Genomic DNA, 17,790 nt, shown 5'->3' on the forward strand with positions numbered 1-17,790 from the left:
TTGAGCAGATCACTACTGGTAACCGGCGCCGCGGGCTTTATTGGCGCCAACTTTGTCCACTACTGGCGCCGTCAGCATCCGCAGGATCGCATTGTCGCCTACGACGCCCTGACCTATGCCGGCAACCGTGCCAGCCTGGCGGGACTGGAAGGTACGGAGGGTTTTCACTTCGTGCACGCCGACATCTGTGATTACGACCAGGTGCTGGCGACGCTGGCTGAGTTCAGGGTCGACACGCTGGTCCATTTTGCGGCCGAGAGCCATGTCGACCGCTCGATTACCGGCCCGGACGCTTTTATTGAAACCAACGTGGTGGGCACCCATACCCTGCTCAAGGCAGCGCGTGAGCACTGGCTGTCCGGGGGCAGTAGCAGCCCCCACCGCTTCCACCACGTCTCTACCGATGAAGTATACGGTTCCCTGCTGCCGGATGCTCCCGGATTCCACGAGGCACAGAAATACGAACCCAATTCCCCTTACTCGGCCAGCAAGGCCGCCTCCGACCACCTGGTGCGGGCCTACCTGCACACCTATGGCCTGCAGGTCACTACCAGCAACTGTTCCAATAATTACGGGCCCTACCACTTTCCCGAAAAGCTGATCCCGTTGTGCCTGACCAACATCCTGCGCGGTTTGCCCCTGCCGGTGTACGGCGACGGCAGTAACATCCGCGACTGGCTATACGTGGAAGACCACTGCCGGGGCATCGAAAAAGTGCTGCTCAGTGGTGCGGTGGGTGAGACCTACAACATCGGCGGCAACAACGAGTGGAACAACCTCGATATCGTCAATCTGCTCTGTGATCAAATGGACGCCCGCTTCAAGGCCGACGCTGAACTGGCAGGCCGATTCCCCGACTCACCCTGTGCCTCGGGTGGCAGTGCGAAGGCACTGATTACCTTTGTCGAGGATCGCGCGGGCCACGACTGGCGCTACGCGATTGATGCTTCCAGGATCAGCACGGAGCTGGGCTATCAGCCGGCAGAGACTTTCGAGACCGGGCTCGGCAAGACCCTGGACTGGTACCTGGCGAACGAGGACTGGTGGCGGCCGCTGTTGTAGCCAACACCTTGCCGGCCCAGGGGTTTTTGTCATCACCGCGCAGGCGGGGACACAGGTCGATGACAGCACAGTATCCTGTTAGCCCGGTTGGTCACCAGAATCTCTGGATTCCCGCCTTCACGGGAATGAGGTGAATTTGGCGAAGGCCATGTATCCTGGAAATGGGGGTTATCCAGGAATCACAGTCAATCAGGATTCACAGTTAACCGGGAATCACAGTTAACCGGGAATCACCGGCTAGTCCAGCAGCGGCGCCTCGGCAAACGCCAACCCGTGCGCATCCTTGCCTGACAGTTGCGGTATGTCACCCGCCGGCAGCGGCCATTCAATCCCCACTTGGGGGTCATCCCAGGCCAGCGATACCTCGCTCTGGGGATGGTAGACATCGGTACACTTGTACTGAAAGTCAGCCACATCGGTCAGCACATAAAAGCCATGGGCAAAGCCCGCGGGCACCCATAGCATCTGGTGATTTTCGGCGCTGAGCGTGGTGCCGTACCACTGTCCGAGTGTGGGCGAGTCCCGTCGCATATCGACCACCGCGTCGAACACCGCGCCCTGGGTGACACGTACCAGTTTGCCCTGGGTGTGTTCGGTCTGGTAGTGAAGCCCCCGCAATATGCCGCGGGCCGAGCGGCTGTGATTGTCCTGGACGAACTCCAGGTCGAAGCCCTCGTTGGCAAAGGTGCGGGCGCTCCAGCTCTCCAGGAAGAAACCGCGCTCGTCGCCGAACACTTTCGGGGTCAGCAGGTAAACGCCCTGCAGGGGTGTGGCCTCAAACTTCATGAAACACCCTCCCGTCTTCGTCCAGCAGGCCGTGCAGGTACAGGCCGTAGCCGCTCTTCTCCAGCGGGGCCGCCAGGGCCAGCAGTTCCTCGGCGCTGATGTAGCCCATGCGAAATGCGACCTCCTCGGGACAGGCGATTTTCAGGCCCTGGCGCTCCTCAACAACGCGCACAAAGTTTGCTGCATCCAGCAGGGAGTTGTGGGTGCCGGTGTCCAGCCAGGCGCTGCCTCGACTCATTACCTCGACATTCAGGTCGCCGCGTTGCATGTACACCTTGTTCACGTCGGTAATTTCCAGTTCGCCGCGGGGCGAGGGCTTGATGGCGCCGGCGATGTCCACAACATCATTGTCGTAGAAGTAGAGGCCGGTGACCGCGTAGTGGGACTTTGGCCGGGCCGGCTTTTCCTCGATATCCCGGGCCACGCCATCGGCATCGAAAGAAACCACACCGTAGCGTTCGGGATCCTGCACGTAATAGGCGAATACGGAGGCCCCGGCTTCGCGCCTGGCGGCGTTCTTCAGCCGCAGGGTGAAGCCGCCGCCGTAAAAAATGTTGTCACCCAGCACCAGGGCTACTTTGTCCCGGCCAATGAATTCCTTCCCCAGTATGAATGCCTGAGCCAGTCCGTCTGGACTGGGCTGTACGGTATAGCTGATATTGATACCCCAGTGGGAACCGTCGCCCAACAGGTCGGTAAACGCGGCCTGGTCCCGGGGAGTGGTGATCACCAGAATGTCGCGGATGCCCGCCAGCATCAGGGTCGCCAGCGGGTAGTAGATCATCGGCTTGTCATAAACCGGCATCAACTGCTTGGACACCGTGCTGGTCAGTGGATGAAGTCGGGTGCCGGAGCCTCCGGCGAGAATGATGCCCTTGTATGCGCTGGCGGCAGGTGTTTCGCTCATGCAGTGCTGATCCCGTTGACAAAGTGGCGGATTATAGCGGTATCGGCACGTATCTGACGAATCAGGTCGTTCGCTGTACGATCGGCAAGGGGTGGATTTTTGATCAGCTGCTGCTTAGAATCTAGCCCCTTTATCGCGTGATTCGTGCGCGATGGAGTCGAAATACCCTCAGGTAGCCCGAATCCCATTCGAAATCACGTAAAGAGGAAGCTGATATCAGGCAGCTAGACACAGTTCAGGCCGAAACCGGGCTACAGGTGGCGGCCAATCCCGCCCCCCCGGTGGTGCCGGCCAGGCGGCTGCGAATTGCCCTGCTCGGGTACCGCAGCCAGCCCTACGGTGGTGGCCAGGGCGTTTACCTGCGATACCTCAGCAAGGGCCTGGTCGATGCCGGTCACAAGGTGGACGTGATCTCCGGGCCGCCCTATCCACACCTGGACCCACGGGTGCGGCTGATCGAACTACCCAGCCTGGACCTGTTCGAAAACGGCCTGATGTCGTTGCGCCCTCGCCACCTGAAGTCCATGACCAACATCATCGAGTGGACCAGCAAGCTCACCGGCGGATTTGCCGAACCCTATACCTTCGGCCGCCGGGCAGTGAAATACCTGCGGCAGCACGCTGGTCAGTACGACCTGATTCACGACAACCAGAGCCTCAGTTGGGGCATGCTGGAGTTGCAGCGCATGGGGCTGCCGCTGGTGACCACGGTACACCATCCGATCACCTCGGACCTGCGCATTGCCCTGAATGCAGCCCGCAATCCCTGGGAGCGCCTGCTGATCAGGCGCTGGCACTCATTCCTGAACATGCAGAAAAAGGTGGTGAAACAGCTGCACAACGTGGTCACCGTGTCGGATTGCTCGCGTCAGGATATCGCCCGGGATTTCGGTATTCAGCCCGCAGGTATCAGCCTGGTCTACAACGGTATCGATACCGAGGTGTTCCGGCCGCTGGCGGGGATTGAGCGCCGTCCCCTGCGCCTGATGGCCACCTGTTCGGCGGACGCGCCCCTGAAAGGCACCCGTTACCTGCTGCGGGCTTATGCCAAACTGCTGGAAACCTATCCGCAACTGGAACTGTTGCTGGTGAGCAAGCCTCTGCCCGGCGGCAAAACCGAAAAGCTGGTGAAGAAGCTGGGCCTGCAGGACAAAATCCAGTTTGTCAGCGGTATCAGCACTGAACAAATGGTGCAGTACTACGCCGAAGCCACGGTTGCCGTGGTGCCCTCTGTTTATGAAGGTTTCGGCCTCCCCGCCGGTGAAGCCATGGCCTGTGGCGTACCGGTGGTGTCTACTGATGGCGGCGCCCTGCCGGAAGTGGTGGGTGATGCCGGAGTTCTGGTGCCGGCGAAAAGTGTTGACGCCCTGGCTGGCGCCATCGATGACCTGTTGCGCGACCCCGCTCGCCGGGTCGCCCTCGGTGAGGCAGGTCGAGAGCGCATTCTGGAAAAATTCTGCTGGCAGGTCTGTGCCCGCGAAATGGGTGAGTACTATAAGGAAGTATTAAGGACCGCGAATGCAGACCGTTGATTTCAGCCACTTTCCACTGGCGGCCGGCGACGTGGTGCTGGACCTCGGCTGCGGCGAGGGTCGCCACGTGATTTCCGCCTATGTGGCAGCGCAGGTACATTCCATCGGTGTGGACCTGTGCCTGGACGACCTCAGAACAACGCGGGAAAAGTTCCAGGATTTTGCTGAGCCCGAAAACGACAACAAGTCATTTGGCCTCTCCTCGGCCAATGCGCTGGCCCTGCCCTTCGCCGACAATACCTTTGACAAGGTGATCTGTAGCGAAGTGCTGGAGCACATTCCCGACTACCAGGGGGCGTTGAAAGAAGTCGAGCGCGTGCTCAAGCCCGGTGGCCTGTTTTGCGCCAGTGTGCCCAGGCGTTGGCCGGAAAAAATCTGCTGGGCCCTGAGCGAGGAGTATCACAATACCCCCGGAGGCCATATTCGTATTTTCCGCAGCGGTGAACTGCGCCGGGATATCGAGCAACTGGGGTTCGCGCGTTATCACCGCCACTGGGCCCACGCCCTGCACGCACCCTTCTGGTGGCTCAAGTGCCTGTTCTGGGACCAACAGGATGAAAACTGGCTGGTCAGGCAATACCATCGCCTGCTGGTCTGGGACCTGATGGAGCAACCGGCCCTGACCCGGGTCAGCGAGAAACTGATGAACCCACTAATGGGTAAGAGCGTGGTCATGTACTTCCGTAAGGAGGCCGCAGCATGAGCGGCCTCTACTTAAGCCGGGGCCTGTTCCCCAGTGAGTTCCTGCGCCCCACGGTGCAGTTTATTCTCGATACCCAGCGCGACAGTGGTGAGATACCCTGGTTTGACGGCGGTTATGCCGATCCCTGGGATCACGTCGAAGCCGCCATGGGCCTGTCCATTGGTGGCGAGTACGATGCCGCCCGCCGGGCCTACGAATGGCTTTACGGCATGCAACTGGTCGACGGCAGCTGGTGGGCTTCCTACCGCGGCGAAGTGGTAGACAACAGCGAGCGGCGGGAAACCAATTTTGTCGCCTACATTGCCGCCGGCGTGTGGCACCACTACCTGGTCAGCGAGGATCGCGATTTCCTGCGGGCCATGTGGCCCATGGTGGACAAGGCCATCGGCTTCGTCCTGGCCCTGCAAACCGAACACGGGGACATTCACTGGTCGGTGGATGGCGAGGGCAAGGCCAAAGAAGATGCCCTGGTGACCGGCTGCAGCTCTATCTACAAGAGCCTGGAATGCGCCCATAATATTGCCTTCACCCTCGGCGAAGAGCGGCCGCACTGGCTGTCGGCCCGCGATCGTCTCGGCCACGCCCTGCGTCACCGGCCCGAGCGCTTCGACCGTACCTGGGAGAGCAAGGCCCGCTATTCCATGGACTGGTTCTACCCGGTGCTCACCGGAGTCCTGCCGCAGAAAGAGGCCCGCGCCCGCATTGCCGCCCGCTGGGATGAATTCGTCGAAGACGGGCTCGGCTGTCGCTGCGTTTCCGACGAGCCCTGGGTTACCGTCGCCGAGTCCTGCGAACTGGTCATGGCCCTGCTTGCCGCCGGCGATCACGCCCGCGCCGTTGAAGTATACAGCTGGCTGCACCAGTGGCGCTTGCAGGACGGCTCCTACTGGACGGGCTACCAGATGGTCGAGGACCTGCTCTGGCCCGACGAAAAACCGACCTGGACTGCCGGCGCCATTCTGCTGGCGGCCGATGCCCTGACCGAGCACACCGCTGCTTCCAGGCTGTTTTCTTCGGTGCAGTTGCTGGGTGTTGATTCTGAAGAGCGTATTTCCAAGGCGGATTAGTCGGGTTTTTGGCTACGCTGCCCGGCGGGGCTGACAGGCCGTTCCGTTGGAAAGAAACAAACGACCGAACAGGCCACCTGGCAGGAAGTGTTAGAGCCGCCGCAAGAACCCTAGCGTATTGACCCGCCCAATATCCGCAAAGAGGCCAGATGCCTTTGCCATCCGATAAATAGCAAACGGCGCCTGCCCCCCTTCATGGGCATCTTCAAACAGATCGTGAATCGCCAGAATCCCGCCGCGTTGCAAGTGCGCGGTCCAACAGCGATAGTCGCTCAGCGCCGCTTCAAGACTGTGGCCGCCGTCGATAAACACCATCGCCAGTGGCGTCTGCCAGTGACGCGCGGCGGCCGCGGAGCTGGCAACGACCGGAACCACCGTGTCGTTGAGCCCGGCACTGGCGATGTTCCGGCGAAACTCCTTGAAGGTATCCACCTGCCCCTCGCCGGTGTCGTAGAGCTCAGGGTCGTGAAAGTACTCTCCCTGCTGGTGCTCCTCCGAGCCTCGGTGGTGGTCCAGGGCAAACACGGTGGAGTTGTGCTGGCGGCAGGCCAGGCCAAGGTAAATAGTGGACTTGCCGCAGTAACTGCCGATTTCCAGAACCGGTCCCCGCGCGCTGCTTTCAAGGGCATATTGATACAGGGCCTCAGCCTCGTCGCGGGCGAGAAAGCCTTTCAGCTCGTCGATATTGGCAGGCAGGTCGGGAATCATGGATACAATGCATTGACAGTTGGCCGGGAAAAGTAGCGGTTTTGGCCGGCGGAGGCAAGCGGCCTCCGTGTTATGATGGCGGCCGCTGGCCGCGTGAAAAGGACAGGAATCAATGAAACTGGATATGCCCCGATTCGACCAGGCACAGGTGCTGGTGCTGGGGGACATCATGCTCGACCGTTACTGGGAAGGGGCGACCTCCCGTATCTCACCTGAGGCACCGGTGCCGGTGGTCAGGGTGGAGCAAATCAATGACCGGCCCGGTGGTGCCGCCAACGTGGCGCTGAACATTGCCGCTCTCGGAGCGGGCGCCCAGCTCGGCGGCTACACCGGTGACGACGAAATGGCTGATTCGCTGCAGGACATGCTGGCCGCCGCCGGTGTTCATTGCGGCTTCACCCGGGTGGCCGGTCACCCCACGATCACCAAATTGCGCGTGTTGAGCCGGCACCAGCAATTGATCCGACTGGATTTCGAGGAAGCAGACCTTTCCCGTGCGGGGGCACCCCTGGAAGATTCCCTGCCCGCGCTGCTGCCCCACTGTGGCGCGCTGGTACTGTCAGACTATGCCAAGGGAGCACTGGACGATCCGGCGCCCTTGATCGCCGCCGCCCGCGAGGCGGGCCTGCCGGTGCTGGTGGACCCCAAGGGCACCGACTTTGCCCGCTACCGCGGCGCAACCCTGTTGACCCCCAACCTGCATGAGTTCGAGGCGGTTGCGGGGCAATGTGACAGCGAGAGCGAACTGGTGCAGCGCGGCGAAAAACTGATGAACGAACTGCAACTGGATGCCCTGCTGGTCACCCGGGGCGAGCAGGGTATGACCCTGTTGCGTCCGGGCGAGGAGGAACTGCACCTGCCGGCGCGAGCGCGGGAGGTATACGACGTCACCGGCGCCGGTGACACGGTGATCGCGGTACTGGCCAGCGCTGTGGCCGCCGGAGCGGGACTGCCCCAGGCGGTGGCGTTGGCCAATATTGCCGCCAGTATCGTGGTCGGCAAGATCGGTACAGCGACAGTCAGTGGTCCGGAACTGCGCCGGGCGGTGCAGCAGGATGCTGGCTCCGAGCGGGGGGCAATGACGCTTGAGCAACTGCAGATAGCGGTGGCTGATGCCCGCAGCCACGGCGAGAAAGTGGTGTTCACCAACGGCTGCTTCGACATTATCCACGCGGGCCATGTCACTTACCTGGATGAGGCACGACGGCAGGGCGACCGGTTGATTGTGGGGGTTAACTCCGACGAATCCGTGCGCCGACTCAAGGGCAAGGGACGGCCGATCAATCCCGAGGAACGGCGCATGGCGGTGCTGGCGGGTCTGGAAGCGGTTGACTGGGTGGTCAGCTTTGCCGACGACACACCCAGGACCCTGCTGGAGGCCCTCAAGCCGGATGTCCTGGTGAAAGGCGGCGACTACGCCGGCAAGGAAGAGGTGGTTGGCTGGGAGATTGTCGAAGGCTACGGCGGCGAGGTGAAAGTGCTGAGTGTGGTGGACGACCTCTCCACCACCGCTATCGTCACCCGGATTCAGCAGGAAAAAGACCGCTAGACGGCGTTCAACGGGCCAGGGTTCTGCGCACGGCTTCCACGTTACCGGCGAGGTGGGCCGGGTTTATGGTGCCGACAATGGCGGCGCTGGTGCCCGGATGGGAAAATACCAGGTCCATGGAAGCCTGCACGGGATCGGGGTATTCCCGCGCCAGATGGCCACTGGCCAGCGCCTTCTTGATCACCGCCCCCACACCCAGCTGCGCGCAGCTGTCCAGCACGGCCGCTTCCTCGCGCTGGGCGAGGTTGTAGGTCAGCATTACCACATCCGATTGCCGCGCCGCGGCCTGCCCGCCGGCCACCGTCTTGGTGGACATGCCGAAGGCGCGAATCAGGCCTGCAGATTTCATCTCGGCCAGCGCCTGCAGGGTGCCCAGTTGTTCGATGATGTGCAGGTCGTTGCCGTCGGAGTGCACCAACACCAGGTCGATCACCTCCGTGCGTAAGCGTTGCAGCGAGCGCTGCACACTGGACCGTGTGTGTTCGGGGCTGAAATCGAAGCGTGACACACCGTTTTCAAAATCTTCTCCCACCTTGGAACAGATGACCCACTCTGAGCGCTGGCCCAGCAGCAACTGGCCCAGCCTCTCCTCGCTATTACCGTAGGCCGGGGCGGTGTCGATGAGATTAATGCCCAGCTCCCGGGCAAGGGCCAGCAGATTCATCGCGGCCCGGTCATCGGGGATGGTGAAGCCCTGGGGATATTTAACCCCTTCATCCCGGCCCAGTTTCACGGTACCCAGCCCCAGCGCACTGACCTCGATACCGGTTTTTCCCAGTGGCCGCAGCCAGTTCATGAGAACAGGGTGTCCCAGTAGGGGGCGGCGATGCCCGGCCTGCCCAGGCTCTCCAGCGGGCCGAGGTCGCTGGCGCTAGCCGCAGTGATGCCGCGTCGCGACAATGCCTCGTCGATTTCATTGGCGAGGTTGGGACTCAGGCTCAATTTGGTGGGCCAGGCCACCAGGGCATTGTCAACGCTGTCGACCGCGCCGACGAAGGCGCTGTCCGGCCTCAGCAGCGCCGATTGCCGTGGCTCGCCACGGTCCAGCCGCACGGTGCGCCACTGGCGCTGGCCGAAATCTATCCACGGCAGCAGCTCGTCAATTTCTGACCTGGCCTTGGCGATGAGCTCTTCCGGCTCCGCATCGGCGCCTTCAGTGGCCAGGTCGCCACCCAGGTACCAGACCGGTTCACCGGCACTGGTGCGATGGCTGGATATGGTCAACCGCGGTGTGGCACTGCCGCCGGTGCAATGGGCATAAAACGGGGCCTGGTACTCGTGTTTCATGAACACCTGCTGCAGGGGCCGCCTTTGCATTGCCGGTTCGCTGCCGCCGAGTGCCGAAACCAGGGCCTCGTTGCCGGTACCGGCGGTAAGAATGATCTGCTGCGCCTGTAACTCCCAGCCATCGCCCCTGATCATGGCCCGCCTGTCCCGAGCCTCCAGCGAGGCGCGGTTCCAGTCGATTTTGAAGATCGCCTCGGCCTGTTGCCTGGCAAGGGTGGCGACCAGTGACGGTACATCCAGCACCAGGTCTATCAGCCGGTAAGCCTGACCCTTGAATTGTGGCGAGCTGAGGGGCGCCGGGTAATCTGACCGCCGCAGTTTTTCGACCCGGCCGCGCAACATCTTGCTGGCGAAAAATGAACTGACCCTGGAGGTGAGTCCGGTGTGTGACCAGAGGTAAAAATCCTCGCTCAAGACATTGCACTCGCGCAGGTCGACCTTACCCGCGCCTTTCAGGCAGCTGCGCCAGATGGCCGGCATGGCAGAAATCGCTTCCGAGCTGCCACTCCAGGCGCCGGAAAGAGCGTACTTGATACCGCCGTGAATCATCCCCTGGGAACCTATGGTCTGGTAGCTGCCAAGGGCATCCTGCTCGAACAGGACCGCGTTGATACCGCGATTGCGCAACTGGTTCAGGGTCCACAGCCCGGCGATGCCGCCGCCGATGATAGCGATGTCTACCTGTATAACGGGGGACCCCATGGGGCACTCCAGCTCGGATTGAAAGCCCGATTATAGCCTGTGTGAAAATCAGCTGAGCCTTTCTTGCAGGAATTATTTCCCGCGATGGCCGCTGGGCGCGCGGGAACCCGCGCTGTTATGCTTTGGTCCAGGTTTCATCGCGGAGAGTTACATGCGCCTCCTGTACAGCGCCCTGTTTTACCTGCTGCTGCCTGCGATCCTGCTGCGCATGCTGTGGCGTTCGCGCCGGGCGCCGGCCTATCGCCAGCGCCTGGCGGAGCGGTTCGGGTTTTTCAGCTGTCCTGTCGAGGTCACTCGGGACCCGGTGATCTGGATTCACGCGGTCTCCGTCGGAGAGACCCTGGCGGCAGCGCCGCTGGTCGAGGATTTACTGCGCGAGTATCCCGGCTATCAACTGGTCGTGACCACCACCACACCGACCGGCTCCGAACGGGTCCGGGCACTGTTCGGTGAGCGCGTGTTTCACGTCTATTCACCCTGGGATATGCCGGGTGCGGTGCAGCGTTTCGTCAGCCGCATTCGTCCGCAGCTACTGGTCATCATGGAGACCGAGCTGTGGCCCAACCTGTTGCACTACACTCACCGTAGCGGTTGCAGGATCATGCTGGCCAATGCCCGCCTTTCTTCGCGCTCTGCGCGTGGCTACGGTCGGGTGGCGGGTCTTGCCCGACGAATGCTCTCCCAGCTGGATGCCGTGGCCTGCCAATCGGAGCCCGATGGCCAGCGCCTGATTGCCCTGGGCCTGCCGGTGGAACGGTTGGAAGTGACCGGCAGCATCAAGTTTGATATCGACCTGGACCCTCAGCTGAGACAGCAGGCGGCTGAGCTGAAAGCAGCCCTGGGCCGACCCGTACTGTTGGGTTCCAGCACCCACGAGAGTGAGGAGGCGCTGATCCTCGATGCTTTTGAGCTGCTGCGCAGGGATATTCCCGATCTGCTGTGCCTGCTGGTGCCGCGGCACCCGGAGCGTTTCGGGTCGGTGTTCCAGCTGTGTAAAAGTCGGGGTTTTAACACCGCACGCCGTTCCGCCGGTGAGCTCGCCAGCGCCGGGCACGAGGTCCTGCTGGGGGACACCATGGGAGAACTGCGACTGCTGTCGGGGGTGGCCTCGGTGTGCGTGATCGGGGGCAGCTTTATCGAGCACGGCGGCCAGAATGTACTGGAGGCCGCTGCCTGGGGCGTGCCGGTGGTGAGCGGGCCGCACATGTTCAATTTCGCTGAAATCACCAGCCTGCTGGTTGCTGCCGGGGGCATGCAGCAAGTCGCTGCCGCTGATGAACTGTCCGCTGTCCTGCTGGAGCTGCTTTCAGATGACACCCGTCGGGAGGCCATGGGGCGGGCGGCTGCCGGGGTTGTGGCCGCGAATCGCGGCGCCAGAGCGAGGCTACTGGCAATGATCGAGGAGCAGCTGGCCGGCACCTGAACAGGTGCCGGCGAGGATATCATTCGCTGCCGGTGGCGGCGGCGGGCGGGGGAGTGACCATAAAGGAGTCGAGGTTCATGACATCCTCCGGGCTCAGCAGGCCGGCCTGTTCCTTCAACCGGAGCAGATTGATGATGTAGTCGTAGCGGCTGTTGGCATAATCCCGTTCTGCGGAATAGAGGGTGTTCTGGGAGTTGAGTACGTCCACCACGTTCCGGGTGCCCACCTCATAGCCGGCCTGGGTCGCGTCCAAAGCGCTCCTGGAGGAGACAATGCTCTGCTTGCGGGCTTTTACCCGTGACACGTCACTGAGCACGGTCATGTGCAGAGAGCGGGTGGCGGTGACGGTATTGCGACTGAGATTGATGCGATTTTCCCGGGCGGCGTTGAATTCCTGTGCAGACCTGCGCCGATTGGCGCTGACGGCTCCGCCCGAGTACAGTGGCACATCTACCCGCACTTCCCAGTAGTCGCCGTCGGTGGCGTTGAAGGGAGAGGTGTTGAATCCGGTTTCCGGCTCGATATCGCGGCTGCCGTCGGTTTCGGTATCGGAGTAACGGTAATTACCGCTGACCTTGAAGGCGTGTTCCAGGGCGTTGGCCTTGGCCTGCTTGCGCGCCGCCTCTTCCCGGTACTCGGCAGCTTTCAGCAAAAAGTTGTTGCCGAGGGCAAATTCAACCCAGGATGCGCGGTCCGCGGGTTCCGGGGCCGTGATATCGAACTCTTCCTTGAGGATATCCAGCTTCTCGTGCTTCTGTCCGGTGAGCACAGACAATTGTTCCAGCGCTACGGCGACGTTGTTTTCGTCGACGATACGGTTGACCTGGGACAGGTCGTAGGCTGCCTGCGCCTCATAGACATCGGTAATCGCGATCAGGCCAACCTCGAAGCGCTGCTGGGTTTGCTCCAGCTGGCGTTCGAAGGCCCGCTCCTGCGCCTTGGAGGCTTCCAGATTGTCCCGGGCCCGCAGCACGGCCAGATAAGCCTCTACCACCCGGACGATCAGGTTCTGTTGATTTCCGGCGAAGGTTGCTTCGGCCTCCCTGGTCAGTTCCTTGCCGGACTGGAAGCTGAACCAGGCGGGAAGATCAAACAGTGCCTGGCTGAGCGAGACCGTAAAGCCCTCGCTTATGGTATCGATGTTGGTTGTTGTGCTGATCCTGCCAATTCCGCCCGCTTCCAGGTCCAGGCTTTCGCCATCGGTTTCGGTATCTGTCCCCGAGCGGGTGTAGTTGGCCCCAATCTGGGGGAGCAGGGCCGACAGCCCGAGGTTCTCCTGTTCACGATTGGCGAGGTAGGTGGCCTCTTCTGCCTTCAGCTGGGCATCGTTCTCCAGCGCCAATTCATAGATGTCGAGCAGGGAGTCTGCACTTGCGCTCAACGTTACCAGTGAGAGTGCCAACGCATTAAGCGTGACTCCAATCCTTCTCATGTGTGTTCCTCTGTAATGGGGGGCCGCGGTGATCTGCGCCCTGATTCTAGCAGCCTGTGGTCGGTCTTGCATTGTGTGAACTGCAACTCAAAATTGGCCATAGTCTCCGCTATCATAAGTGTTACACTCAAAACTCGTCCATGTCACAGGACACGGATTTGTCGCATTTCATCGGATCCAGGCGCATCAGGAGGTAAGTCGCACGTGTTGCAGGCCGGTAACAGGCAGTTCAAGCTTGATCTCGCAGAGCTTCACGCAATTTGCGAGGCCAATTACGCGCGCCTGTTGCGACTTTTCCCGGACTATGAAACCAGTAACTACCGGGAGTTTCAGCTGGGGCCGGCCCGGGTCCGGCTGGAAGTACTGGAGCGCTGCCGCTATACCACCATCTTCCGACTGACACAGCAGCACGCCGAGGCGCGCTGGCTGGGTGGCCTGCGGGTGGAAGTGCGCGCTTATCACGACGCAGGCATGCTCGAGGTAGGCAGCTTCCAGTCTCACCGCCGCATCCAGCCGCGCTACAGCTACCCCAACGATAAAATGCACCAGCAGGATGAAAAGTCCCAGCAAAACCGGTTCCTGGCGGACTGGCTGGAACACAGTCTGGCTAACGGTCACAGCAGTCACCCGGTATCGGTCGGGACCTGAGCGGTTCCGACCGCATTTTTTACAGCATGCCTGATTCATACCACAAGACCTGCACGATTGACGCCACCGGGGATCGCCTGCGCTTATGGCAGTTAACCGACACGCACCTGTGCGCCGAAACCGGCGGCACCCTGCTGGAGATGGATACCGACCGCTCGCTGCAACTGGTGATTGCCCAGGCACTGGACGAGCGTGGCACCCCGGACGCGGTGCTGTGTACCGGCGATCTCTCGGATCAGGGATCCCTGACCGCTTACCAGCGGCTGGAAGACTATCTGCAGGCCATTCCCGCCCCCAGCTTCTGGCTACCGGGCAATCACGATGACCGCAATGAGATGCTCGCCGCCAGCCGCGGCAGGCATCGACTCCCCGGCGAAATCCGTGGCGGTCAATGGCAGATCATCATGCTCGACTCCCAGATTCCGGGTGAAGTGGGTGGCCGGCTTGGCGACAATGAACTGCAGCGGCTGTCGACGGCGCTGGAAGAGGGCAAACGGGAAGGGCTGTACGCGCTCGTCTGCCTGCACCACCAGCCGGTCAGTGTGGGCAGTGCCTGGATCGACCAGCAAATGGTGGCAGACGCCGAACAGTTCTGGAACTTGCTGGAGCGCTACGAGGCGGTCAAGGCGGTACTCTGGGGACACGTTCACCAGCAGATTGACTCCCGGCGCGGCGCCATCGCCCTCATGGCATCGCCATCCACCTGCGTGCAGTTCGCCCCCGGCAGCAGGGATTTCAAGGTCGATGACAAGCCACCGGGCTATCGCTGGCTGGATTTGTTTGCAGACGGCCGTATAGAAACCGGGGTATCACGGGTCACCGGTGCGGAATTTACCGTGGACCTGGAGTCCGGCGGTTACCTGTAGGCGCCCGGAAAAATTTTCTTTCTTTCACAGGCTGTTGTCCGGCCGCGCTCATGTACAATGAGCCGAATTCAACTCCCGCAGTAACCACACGCCAGTGCAATAATGAGCCAATATACCGCTGAAGATATTGAAGTCCTCACCGGACTCGAGCCCGTGCGCAAGCGCCCGGGCATGTACACCGACACCACCCGCCCCAATCACCTGGCCCAGGAAGTTATTGATAACTCCGTCGACGAAGCGCTCGCCGGGCATGCCGACCAGATAGACGTTGTCCTGCACAAGGACGGTTCCGTCACGGTCTCCGACAATGGCCGCGGAATGCCGGTGGATATCCATCCCGAGCAGCGCAAGCCCGGAGTGGAAGTGATCCTCTCTACCCTCCACGCGGGTGGCAAGTTCTCCAACAAGAACTACCAGTTCAGCGGCGGCCTGCACGGAGTGGGCGTTTCCGTGGTCAATGCCCTGTCAAAGCAGCTGCTGGTAACCATCAAGCGGGATGGCCAGGTGCACCAGATCAGTTTTTCCGGTGGCGAGAAGACCTCGGACCTGGAGGTCATTGACAGCTGCGGCAAGCGCAATACCGGTACCTCGGTGAAGTTCACCCCGGACGAAAAGTATTTCGACTCGGTTAATTTCTCGGTCTCGCGCCTGGTGCATGTGCTGCGGGCCAAGGCGGTGTTGTGTCCGGGCCTGCGGGTGAAATTCAGGGATGAGAAAAAAGGCGAGAACCAGGAGTGGTATTACGAGGACGGGCTCACCGACTACCTGGCCGACGCCACCATCGATTTCCCGGCTATTCCGGAAGAGCCCTTTGTCGGCAGCTTCAGCGGTAGTAACGAGGGTGTCGACTGGGCGGTGCAGTGGTTGCCCGAGGGGGGCGAGGTTATCGCCGAGTCCTACGTCAACCTGATTCCCACGGCCCAGGGCGGCACCCACGTTAACGGCCTGCGCACGGGACTGCTGGATGCCATGCGCGAGTTTTGCGAGCTGCGCAGCCTGCTGCCCCGGGGCGTCAAGCTGACACCGGACGATATCTGGGACCGCTGCTGCTACGTGTTGTCCTTCAAGCTGGAAGACCCGCAGTTTTCCGGCCAGACCAAGGAGCGTCTGTCCTCCCGGGAAGCCGCGGCCTTTGTCTCCGGCGTTGCCAAGGACGCCTTCAGCCTGTGGCTGAACCAGCATACGGAGGAGGCGGAAAAGCTGGCGGACATGTGCATCAACAATGCCCAGAGCCGGATGCGCAGTGCCAAGAAAGTCGTGCGCAAGAAAGTCTCTGCCGGGCCCGCCCTGCCAGGTAAGCTGGCGGACTGTTCCGGCGAGGATCCGTCCCGGGGCGAATTATTCCTGGTGGAGGGCGACTCTGCCGGGGGCAGCGCCAAGCAGGCCAGGGACCGCGAGTTCCAGGCCATACTGCCCCTGCGCGGCAAGATCCTCAACACCTGGGAGGTGGACTCACAGGAGATTCTCGCTTCCCAGGAGGTGCACAACATCTCCATTGCCCTGGGTATCGATCCGGCCAGCGATGATCTCAGCGGGCTGCGTTATCACAAGGTCTGCATCCTCGCTGATGCCGACTCCGATGGCCTCCACATCGCTACCCTGATCTGCGCCCTGTTCGTCCGCCATTTCCGCAACCTGGTGGCCGCCGGTCACGTCTACGTGGCGATGCCGCCTTTGTACCGTATCGATGTCGGCAAGGAAGTATTCTACGCCCTCGACGAGGCAGAGAAGCAGGGTATCCTGGACCGTATCGAGGCGGAAAAGAAGAAGGGCAAGGTCAACGTGCAGCGCTTCAAGGGCCTGGGCGAAATGAACCCCCTGCAATTGCGTGAGACCACCATGGACCCGGACACCCGCCGTCTGGTGCGGCTGGTGCTGGACGCTGGTGATGGCACCAACAACATGCTCGACATGCTGCTGGCCAAGAAGCGGGCATCTGATCGCAAAGCCTGGCTGGAGAAGAAGGGCGATCTGGCGGAAGTGGTATAAGCGCTGGTCCATCTTCCGGATTCTTCTCGTGGCCCCGGACCTCGCGCGCTTTGGCTGCCGCTTGTCATCCCGGTTTTTCTCGCGAACCCGGCACGTCTTAAAAACCCGGCCCTCACCGTCATCCCGACCCTCTCGGCATCCCCGGCCACACGTCATCCCGCCCCCTCGTCATCCCGACTCCCTCGTCATCCCGACTCCCTCGTCATCCCGACTCCCTCGTCATCCCGGCGAACGCCGGGATCCAGCGGCCCTGATCGCTGCGGCCGCTGGTCGGAAAACTCAAATCGCCCGCTGGTTAACCCGCGCCATTAACTCCTGTGCGGATTCCTTGCGCTCTGAATACCTGTCCACCAGGTAGTCGGCGTTATCGCGGGTCAGCAGGGTGAACTTCAGCAGTTCTTCACAGACATCGACAATGCGGTCGTAGAAAGCCGATGGTTTCATCCGGTCCCGGTCATCGAACTCGGCCCAGGCCCTGGCGACAGAGGACTGGTTGGGGATGGTGATCATGCGCATCCAGCGGCCCAGTACCCGCAGTTGGTTCACCACGTTAAATGACTGTGAGCCGCCCTCAACCTGCATCACCGCCAGGGTCTTACCCTGGGTAGGCCGTATCGCGCCAATGCTCAGCGGTACCCAGTCGATCTGGGCTTTCATAATTGCCGTCATTGAACCGTGGCGTTCCGGTGAGCACCAGACCTGGCCCTCTGACCAGGTCATCAGTTCGCGCAGTTCCTGCACCTTTGGATGGGTCTCGTCGCCATCGTCGGGCAGGGGCAGGCCGGAAGGATGGAAGATGCGCGTTTCAGCGCCCATTTGCGCCAGCAGGCGGGCGCTTTCTTCCACCACCAGGCGGCTGAAAGAGCGTTGGCGCAGGGAGCCGTAAAGCAGCAGGATGCGCGGTGGATGGGTGGTGCGTTCTTTGGGGATGAGACGTTCCAGGTCGGGGGTGTCCAGAAGGCCCGGGTCTATATTTGGCAGGTCGTTTACTGCCGTGGCGTCATCCGGGCGAAGGCCGCGGTCCGACATATCGGGATCCAGGGGCTTGTCAGTCATAAATCATCCGTTTACGTTAAAGCGCGTCTTGGCATCGAACAAACTATCGAGCAGGGGGCGAACCTGTGTCGCT

Annotated in this window: 16 protein-coding genes; 9 read left to right on the forward strand and 7 right to left on the reverse strand. The window is 61.5% G+C overall.

Annotated elements, in window-relative coordinates; genetic code table 11:
• Complete coding sequence (gene rfbB, locus E2F43_RS06365) at window positions 1-1,062, forward strand: dTDP-glucose 4,6-dehydratase (protein WP_133210697.1); 1,062 nt, start codon at window positions 1-3, stop codon at window positions 1,060-1,062.
• Window positions 1,063-1,299: 237 nt separating this feature from the next.
• Here rfbB and rfbC read toward each other — a convergent pair whose 3' ends face one another.
• Window positions 1,300-1,848: a dTDP-4-dehydrorhamnose 3,5-epimerase gene (rfbC, locus tag E2F43_RS06370; protein WP_133210699.1), complete on the reverse strand. Its 549-nt coding sequence runs from the start codon at window positions 1,846-1,848 to the stop codon at window positions 1,300-1,302.
• Window positions 1,838-2,755 (reverse strand): glucose-1-phosphate thymidylyltransferase RfbA, encoded by a 918-nt coding sequence (gene rfbA / locus E2F43_RS06375; protein WP_133210700.1) that lies wholly within the window; start codon window positions 2,753-2,755, stop codon window positions 1,838-1,840. The genes rfbC and rfbA overlap by 11 nt, the downstream gene beginning before the upstream one ends.
• A gap of 257 nt (window positions 2,756-3,012) precedes the next feature.
• Here rfbA and E2F43_RS06380 point away from each other — a divergent pair, with 257 nt between their 5' ends.
• Genes E2F43_RS06380 through E2F43_RS06390 form a run of 3 tightly spaced genes read left to right on the forward strand, consistent with a single transcriptional unit; the run spans window position 3,013 to window position 6,057 of the window.
• Window positions 3,013-4,287, forward strand: coding sequence for a glycosyltransferase family 4 protein (locus E2F43_RS06380; RefSeq protein WP_133210702.1), 1,275 nt, complete (start codon window positions 3,013-3,015; stop codon window positions 4,285-4,287).
• Window positions 4,274-4,990: a class I SAM-dependent methyltransferase gene (locus tag E2F43_RS06385; RefSeq protein WP_133210704.1), complete on the forward strand. Its 717-nt coding sequence runs from the start codon at window positions 4,274-4,276 to the stop codon at window positions 4,988-4,990. Before E2F43_RS06380 ends, E2F43_RS06385 begins: the two co-directional genes overlap by 14 nt.
• Window positions 4,987-6,057 carry a prenyltransferase/squalene oxidase repeat-containing protein gene (locus tag E2F43_RS06390; RefSeq protein WP_133210706.1) on the forward strand — a complete coding sequence of 357 codons (1,071 nt, stop codon included), beginning with the start codon at window positions 4,987-4,989 and terminating at the stop codon, window positions 6,055-6,057. Before E2F43_RS06385 ends, E2F43_RS06390 begins: the two co-directional genes overlap by 4 nt.
• Before the next feature lie 90 nt (window positions 6,058-6,147).
• Here E2F43_RS06390 and E2F43_RS06395 read toward each other — a convergent pair whose 3' ends face one another.
• On the reverse strand, window positions 6,148-6,765 hold the full coding sequence (locus tag E2F43_RS06395) for a class I SAM-dependent methyltransferase (protein WP_133210708.1): 618 nt from the start codon (window positions 6,763-6,765) through the stop codon (window positions 6,148-6,150).
• Between the two features lie 112 nt (window positions 6,766-6,877).
• On the opposite strand from E2F43_RS06395, the gene hldE reads away from it, so the two are divergent.
• Window positions 6,878-8,314, forward strand: coding sequence for a bifunctional D-glycero-beta-D-manno-heptose-7-phosphate kinase/D-glycero-beta-D-manno-heptose 1-phosphate adenylyltransferase HldE (gene hldE / locus E2F43_RS06400; RefSeq protein ID WP_133210710.1), 1,437 nt, complete (start codon window positions 6,878-6,880; stop codon window positions 8,312-8,314).
• A 7-nt stretch (window positions 8,315-8,321) separates the two neighbouring features.
• Here hldE and E2F43_RS06405 read toward each other — a convergent pair whose 3' ends face one another.
• Both E2F43_RS06405 and E2F43_RS06410 read right to left on the reverse strand, forming a co-directional pair.
• On the reverse strand, window positions 8,322-9,110 hold the full coding sequence (locus tag E2F43_RS06405) for an aldo/keto reductase (RefSeq protein ID WP_133210712.1): 789 nt from the start codon (window positions 9,108-9,110) through the stop codon (window positions 8,322-8,324).
• Window positions 9,107-10,303, reverse strand: a complete 1,197-nt coding sequence (locus E2F43_RS06410) for an FAD-dependent oxidoreductase (RefSeq protein WP_133210714.1) — start codon at window positions 10,301-10,303, stop codon at window positions 9,107-9,109. The genes E2F43_RS06405 and E2F43_RS06410 overlap by 4 nt, the downstream gene beginning before the upstream one ends.
• Before the next feature lie 151 nt (window positions 10,304-10,454).
• Here E2F43_RS06410 and waaA point away from each other — a divergent pair, with 151 nt between their 5' ends.
• Window positions 10,455-11,726: a lipid IV(A) 3-deoxy-D-manno-octulosonic acid transferase gene (gene waaA, locus E2F43_RS06415; RefSeq protein ID WP_133210716.1), complete on the forward strand. Its 1,272-nt coding sequence runs from the start codon at window positions 10,455-10,457 to the stop codon at window positions 11,724-11,726.
• Between the two features lie 19 nt (window positions 11,727-11,745).
• Here waaA and E2F43_RS06420 read toward each other — a convergent pair whose 3' ends face one another.
• On the reverse strand, window positions 11,746-13,158 hold the full coding sequence (locus tag E2F43_RS06420; RefSeq protein ID WP_133210718.1) for a TolC family outer membrane protein: 1,413 nt from the start codon (window positions 13,156-13,158) through the stop codon (window positions 11,746-11,748).
• A 204-nt stretch (window positions 13,159-13,362) separates the two neighbouring features.
• Here E2F43_RS06420 and E2F43_RS06425 point away from each other — a divergent pair, with 204 nt between their 5' ends.
• The 3 genes from E2F43_RS06425 (at window position 13,363) to parE (ending at window position 16,661) form a co-directional block, all read left to right on the forward strand.
• On the forward strand, window positions 13,363-13,806 hold the full coding sequence (locus tag E2F43_RS06425; protein ID WP_238946763.1) for a DUF1249 domain-containing protein: 444 nt from the start codon (window positions 13,363-13,365) through the stop codon (window positions 13,804-13,806).
• Window positions 13,807-13,832: 26 nt separating this feature from the next.
• Complete coding sequence (gene cpdA / locus E2F43_RS06430) at window positions 13,833-14,672, forward strand: 3',5'-cyclic-AMP phosphodiesterase (protein ID WP_133210722.1); 840 nt, start codon at window positions 13,833-13,835, stop codon at window positions 14,670-14,672.
• Window positions 14,673-14,774: 102 nt separating this feature from the next.
• Window positions 14,775-16,661 carry a DNA topoisomerase IV subunit B gene (gene parE / locus E2F43_RS06435; protein WP_133210724.1) on the forward strand — a complete coding sequence of 629 codons (1,887 nt, stop codon included), beginning with the start codon at window positions 14,775-14,777 and terminating at the stop codon, window positions 16,659-16,661.
• 279 nt (window positions 16,662-16,940) lie between these two features.
• On the opposite strand, the gene arsH is transcribed toward parE, so the two are convergent.
• Window positions 16,941-17,717, reverse strand: coding sequence for an arsenical resistance protein ArsH (gene arsH, locus E2F43_RS06440; RefSeq protein WP_476707500.1), 777 nt, complete (start codon window positions 17,715-17,717; stop codon window positions 16,941-16,943).
• Window positions 17,718-17,790 lie beyond the last annotated feature (73 nt).

It is taken from the genome of Seongchinamella unica (genome assembly GCF_004354085.1).
In the GTDB taxonomy this organism is placed as follows: Bacteria; Pseudomonadota; Gammaproteobacteria; order Pseudomonadales; family Halieaceae; genus Halioglobus; species Halioglobus unicus.

Coding starts and splice junctions, on each gene's coding strand:
- rfbC (WP_133210699.1), bottom strand. CDS start 1,848: ATGAAGTTTGAGGCCACACCCCTGCAGGGCGTTTACCTGCTGACCCCG.
- rfbA (WP_133210700.1), bottom strand. CDS start 2,755: ATGAGCGAAACACCTGCCGCCAGCGCATACAAGGGCATCATTCTCGCC.
- E2F43_RS06385 (WP_133210704.1), top strand. CDS start 4,274: ATGCAGACCGTTGATTTCAGCCACTTTCCACTGGCGGCCGGCGACGTG.
- E2F43_RS06390 (WP_133210706.1), top strand. CDS start 4,987: ATGAGCGGCCTCTACTTAAGCCGGGGCCTGTTCCCCAGTGAGTTCCTG.
- E2F43_RS06395 (WP_133210708.1), bottom strand. CDS start 6,765: ATGATTCCCGACCTGCCTGCCAATATCGACGAGCTGAAAGGCTTTCTC.
- hldE (WP_133210710.1), top strand. CDS start 6,878: ATGAAACTGGATATGCCCCGATTCGACCAGGCACAGGTGCTGGTGCTG.
- E2F43_RS06405 (WP_133210712.1), bottom strand. CDS start 9,110: ATGAACTGGCTGCGGCCACTGGGAAAAACCGGTATCGAGGTCAGTGCG.
- E2F43_RS06410 (WP_133210714.1), bottom strand. CDS start 10,303: ATGGGGTCCCCCGTTATACAGGTAGACATCGCTATCATCGGCGGCGGC.
- waaA (WP_133210716.1), top strand. CDS start 10,455: ATGCGCCTCCTGTACAGCGCCCTGTTTTACCTGCTGCTGCCTGCGATC.
- E2F43_RS06420 (WP_133210718.1), bottom strand. CDS start 13,158: ATGAGAAGGATTGGAGTCACGCTTAATGCGTTGGCACTCTCACTGGTA.
- cpdA (WP_133210722.1), top strand. CDS start 13,833: ATGCCTGATTCATACCACAAGACCTGCACGATTGACGCCACCGGGGAT.
- parE (WP_133210724.1), top strand. CDS start 14,775: ATGAGCCAATATACCGCTGAAGATATTGAAGTCCTCACCGGACTCGAG.
- arsH (WP_476707500.1), bottom strand. CDS start 17,717: ATGACTGACAAGCCCCTGGATCCCGATATGTCGGACCGCGGCCTTCGC.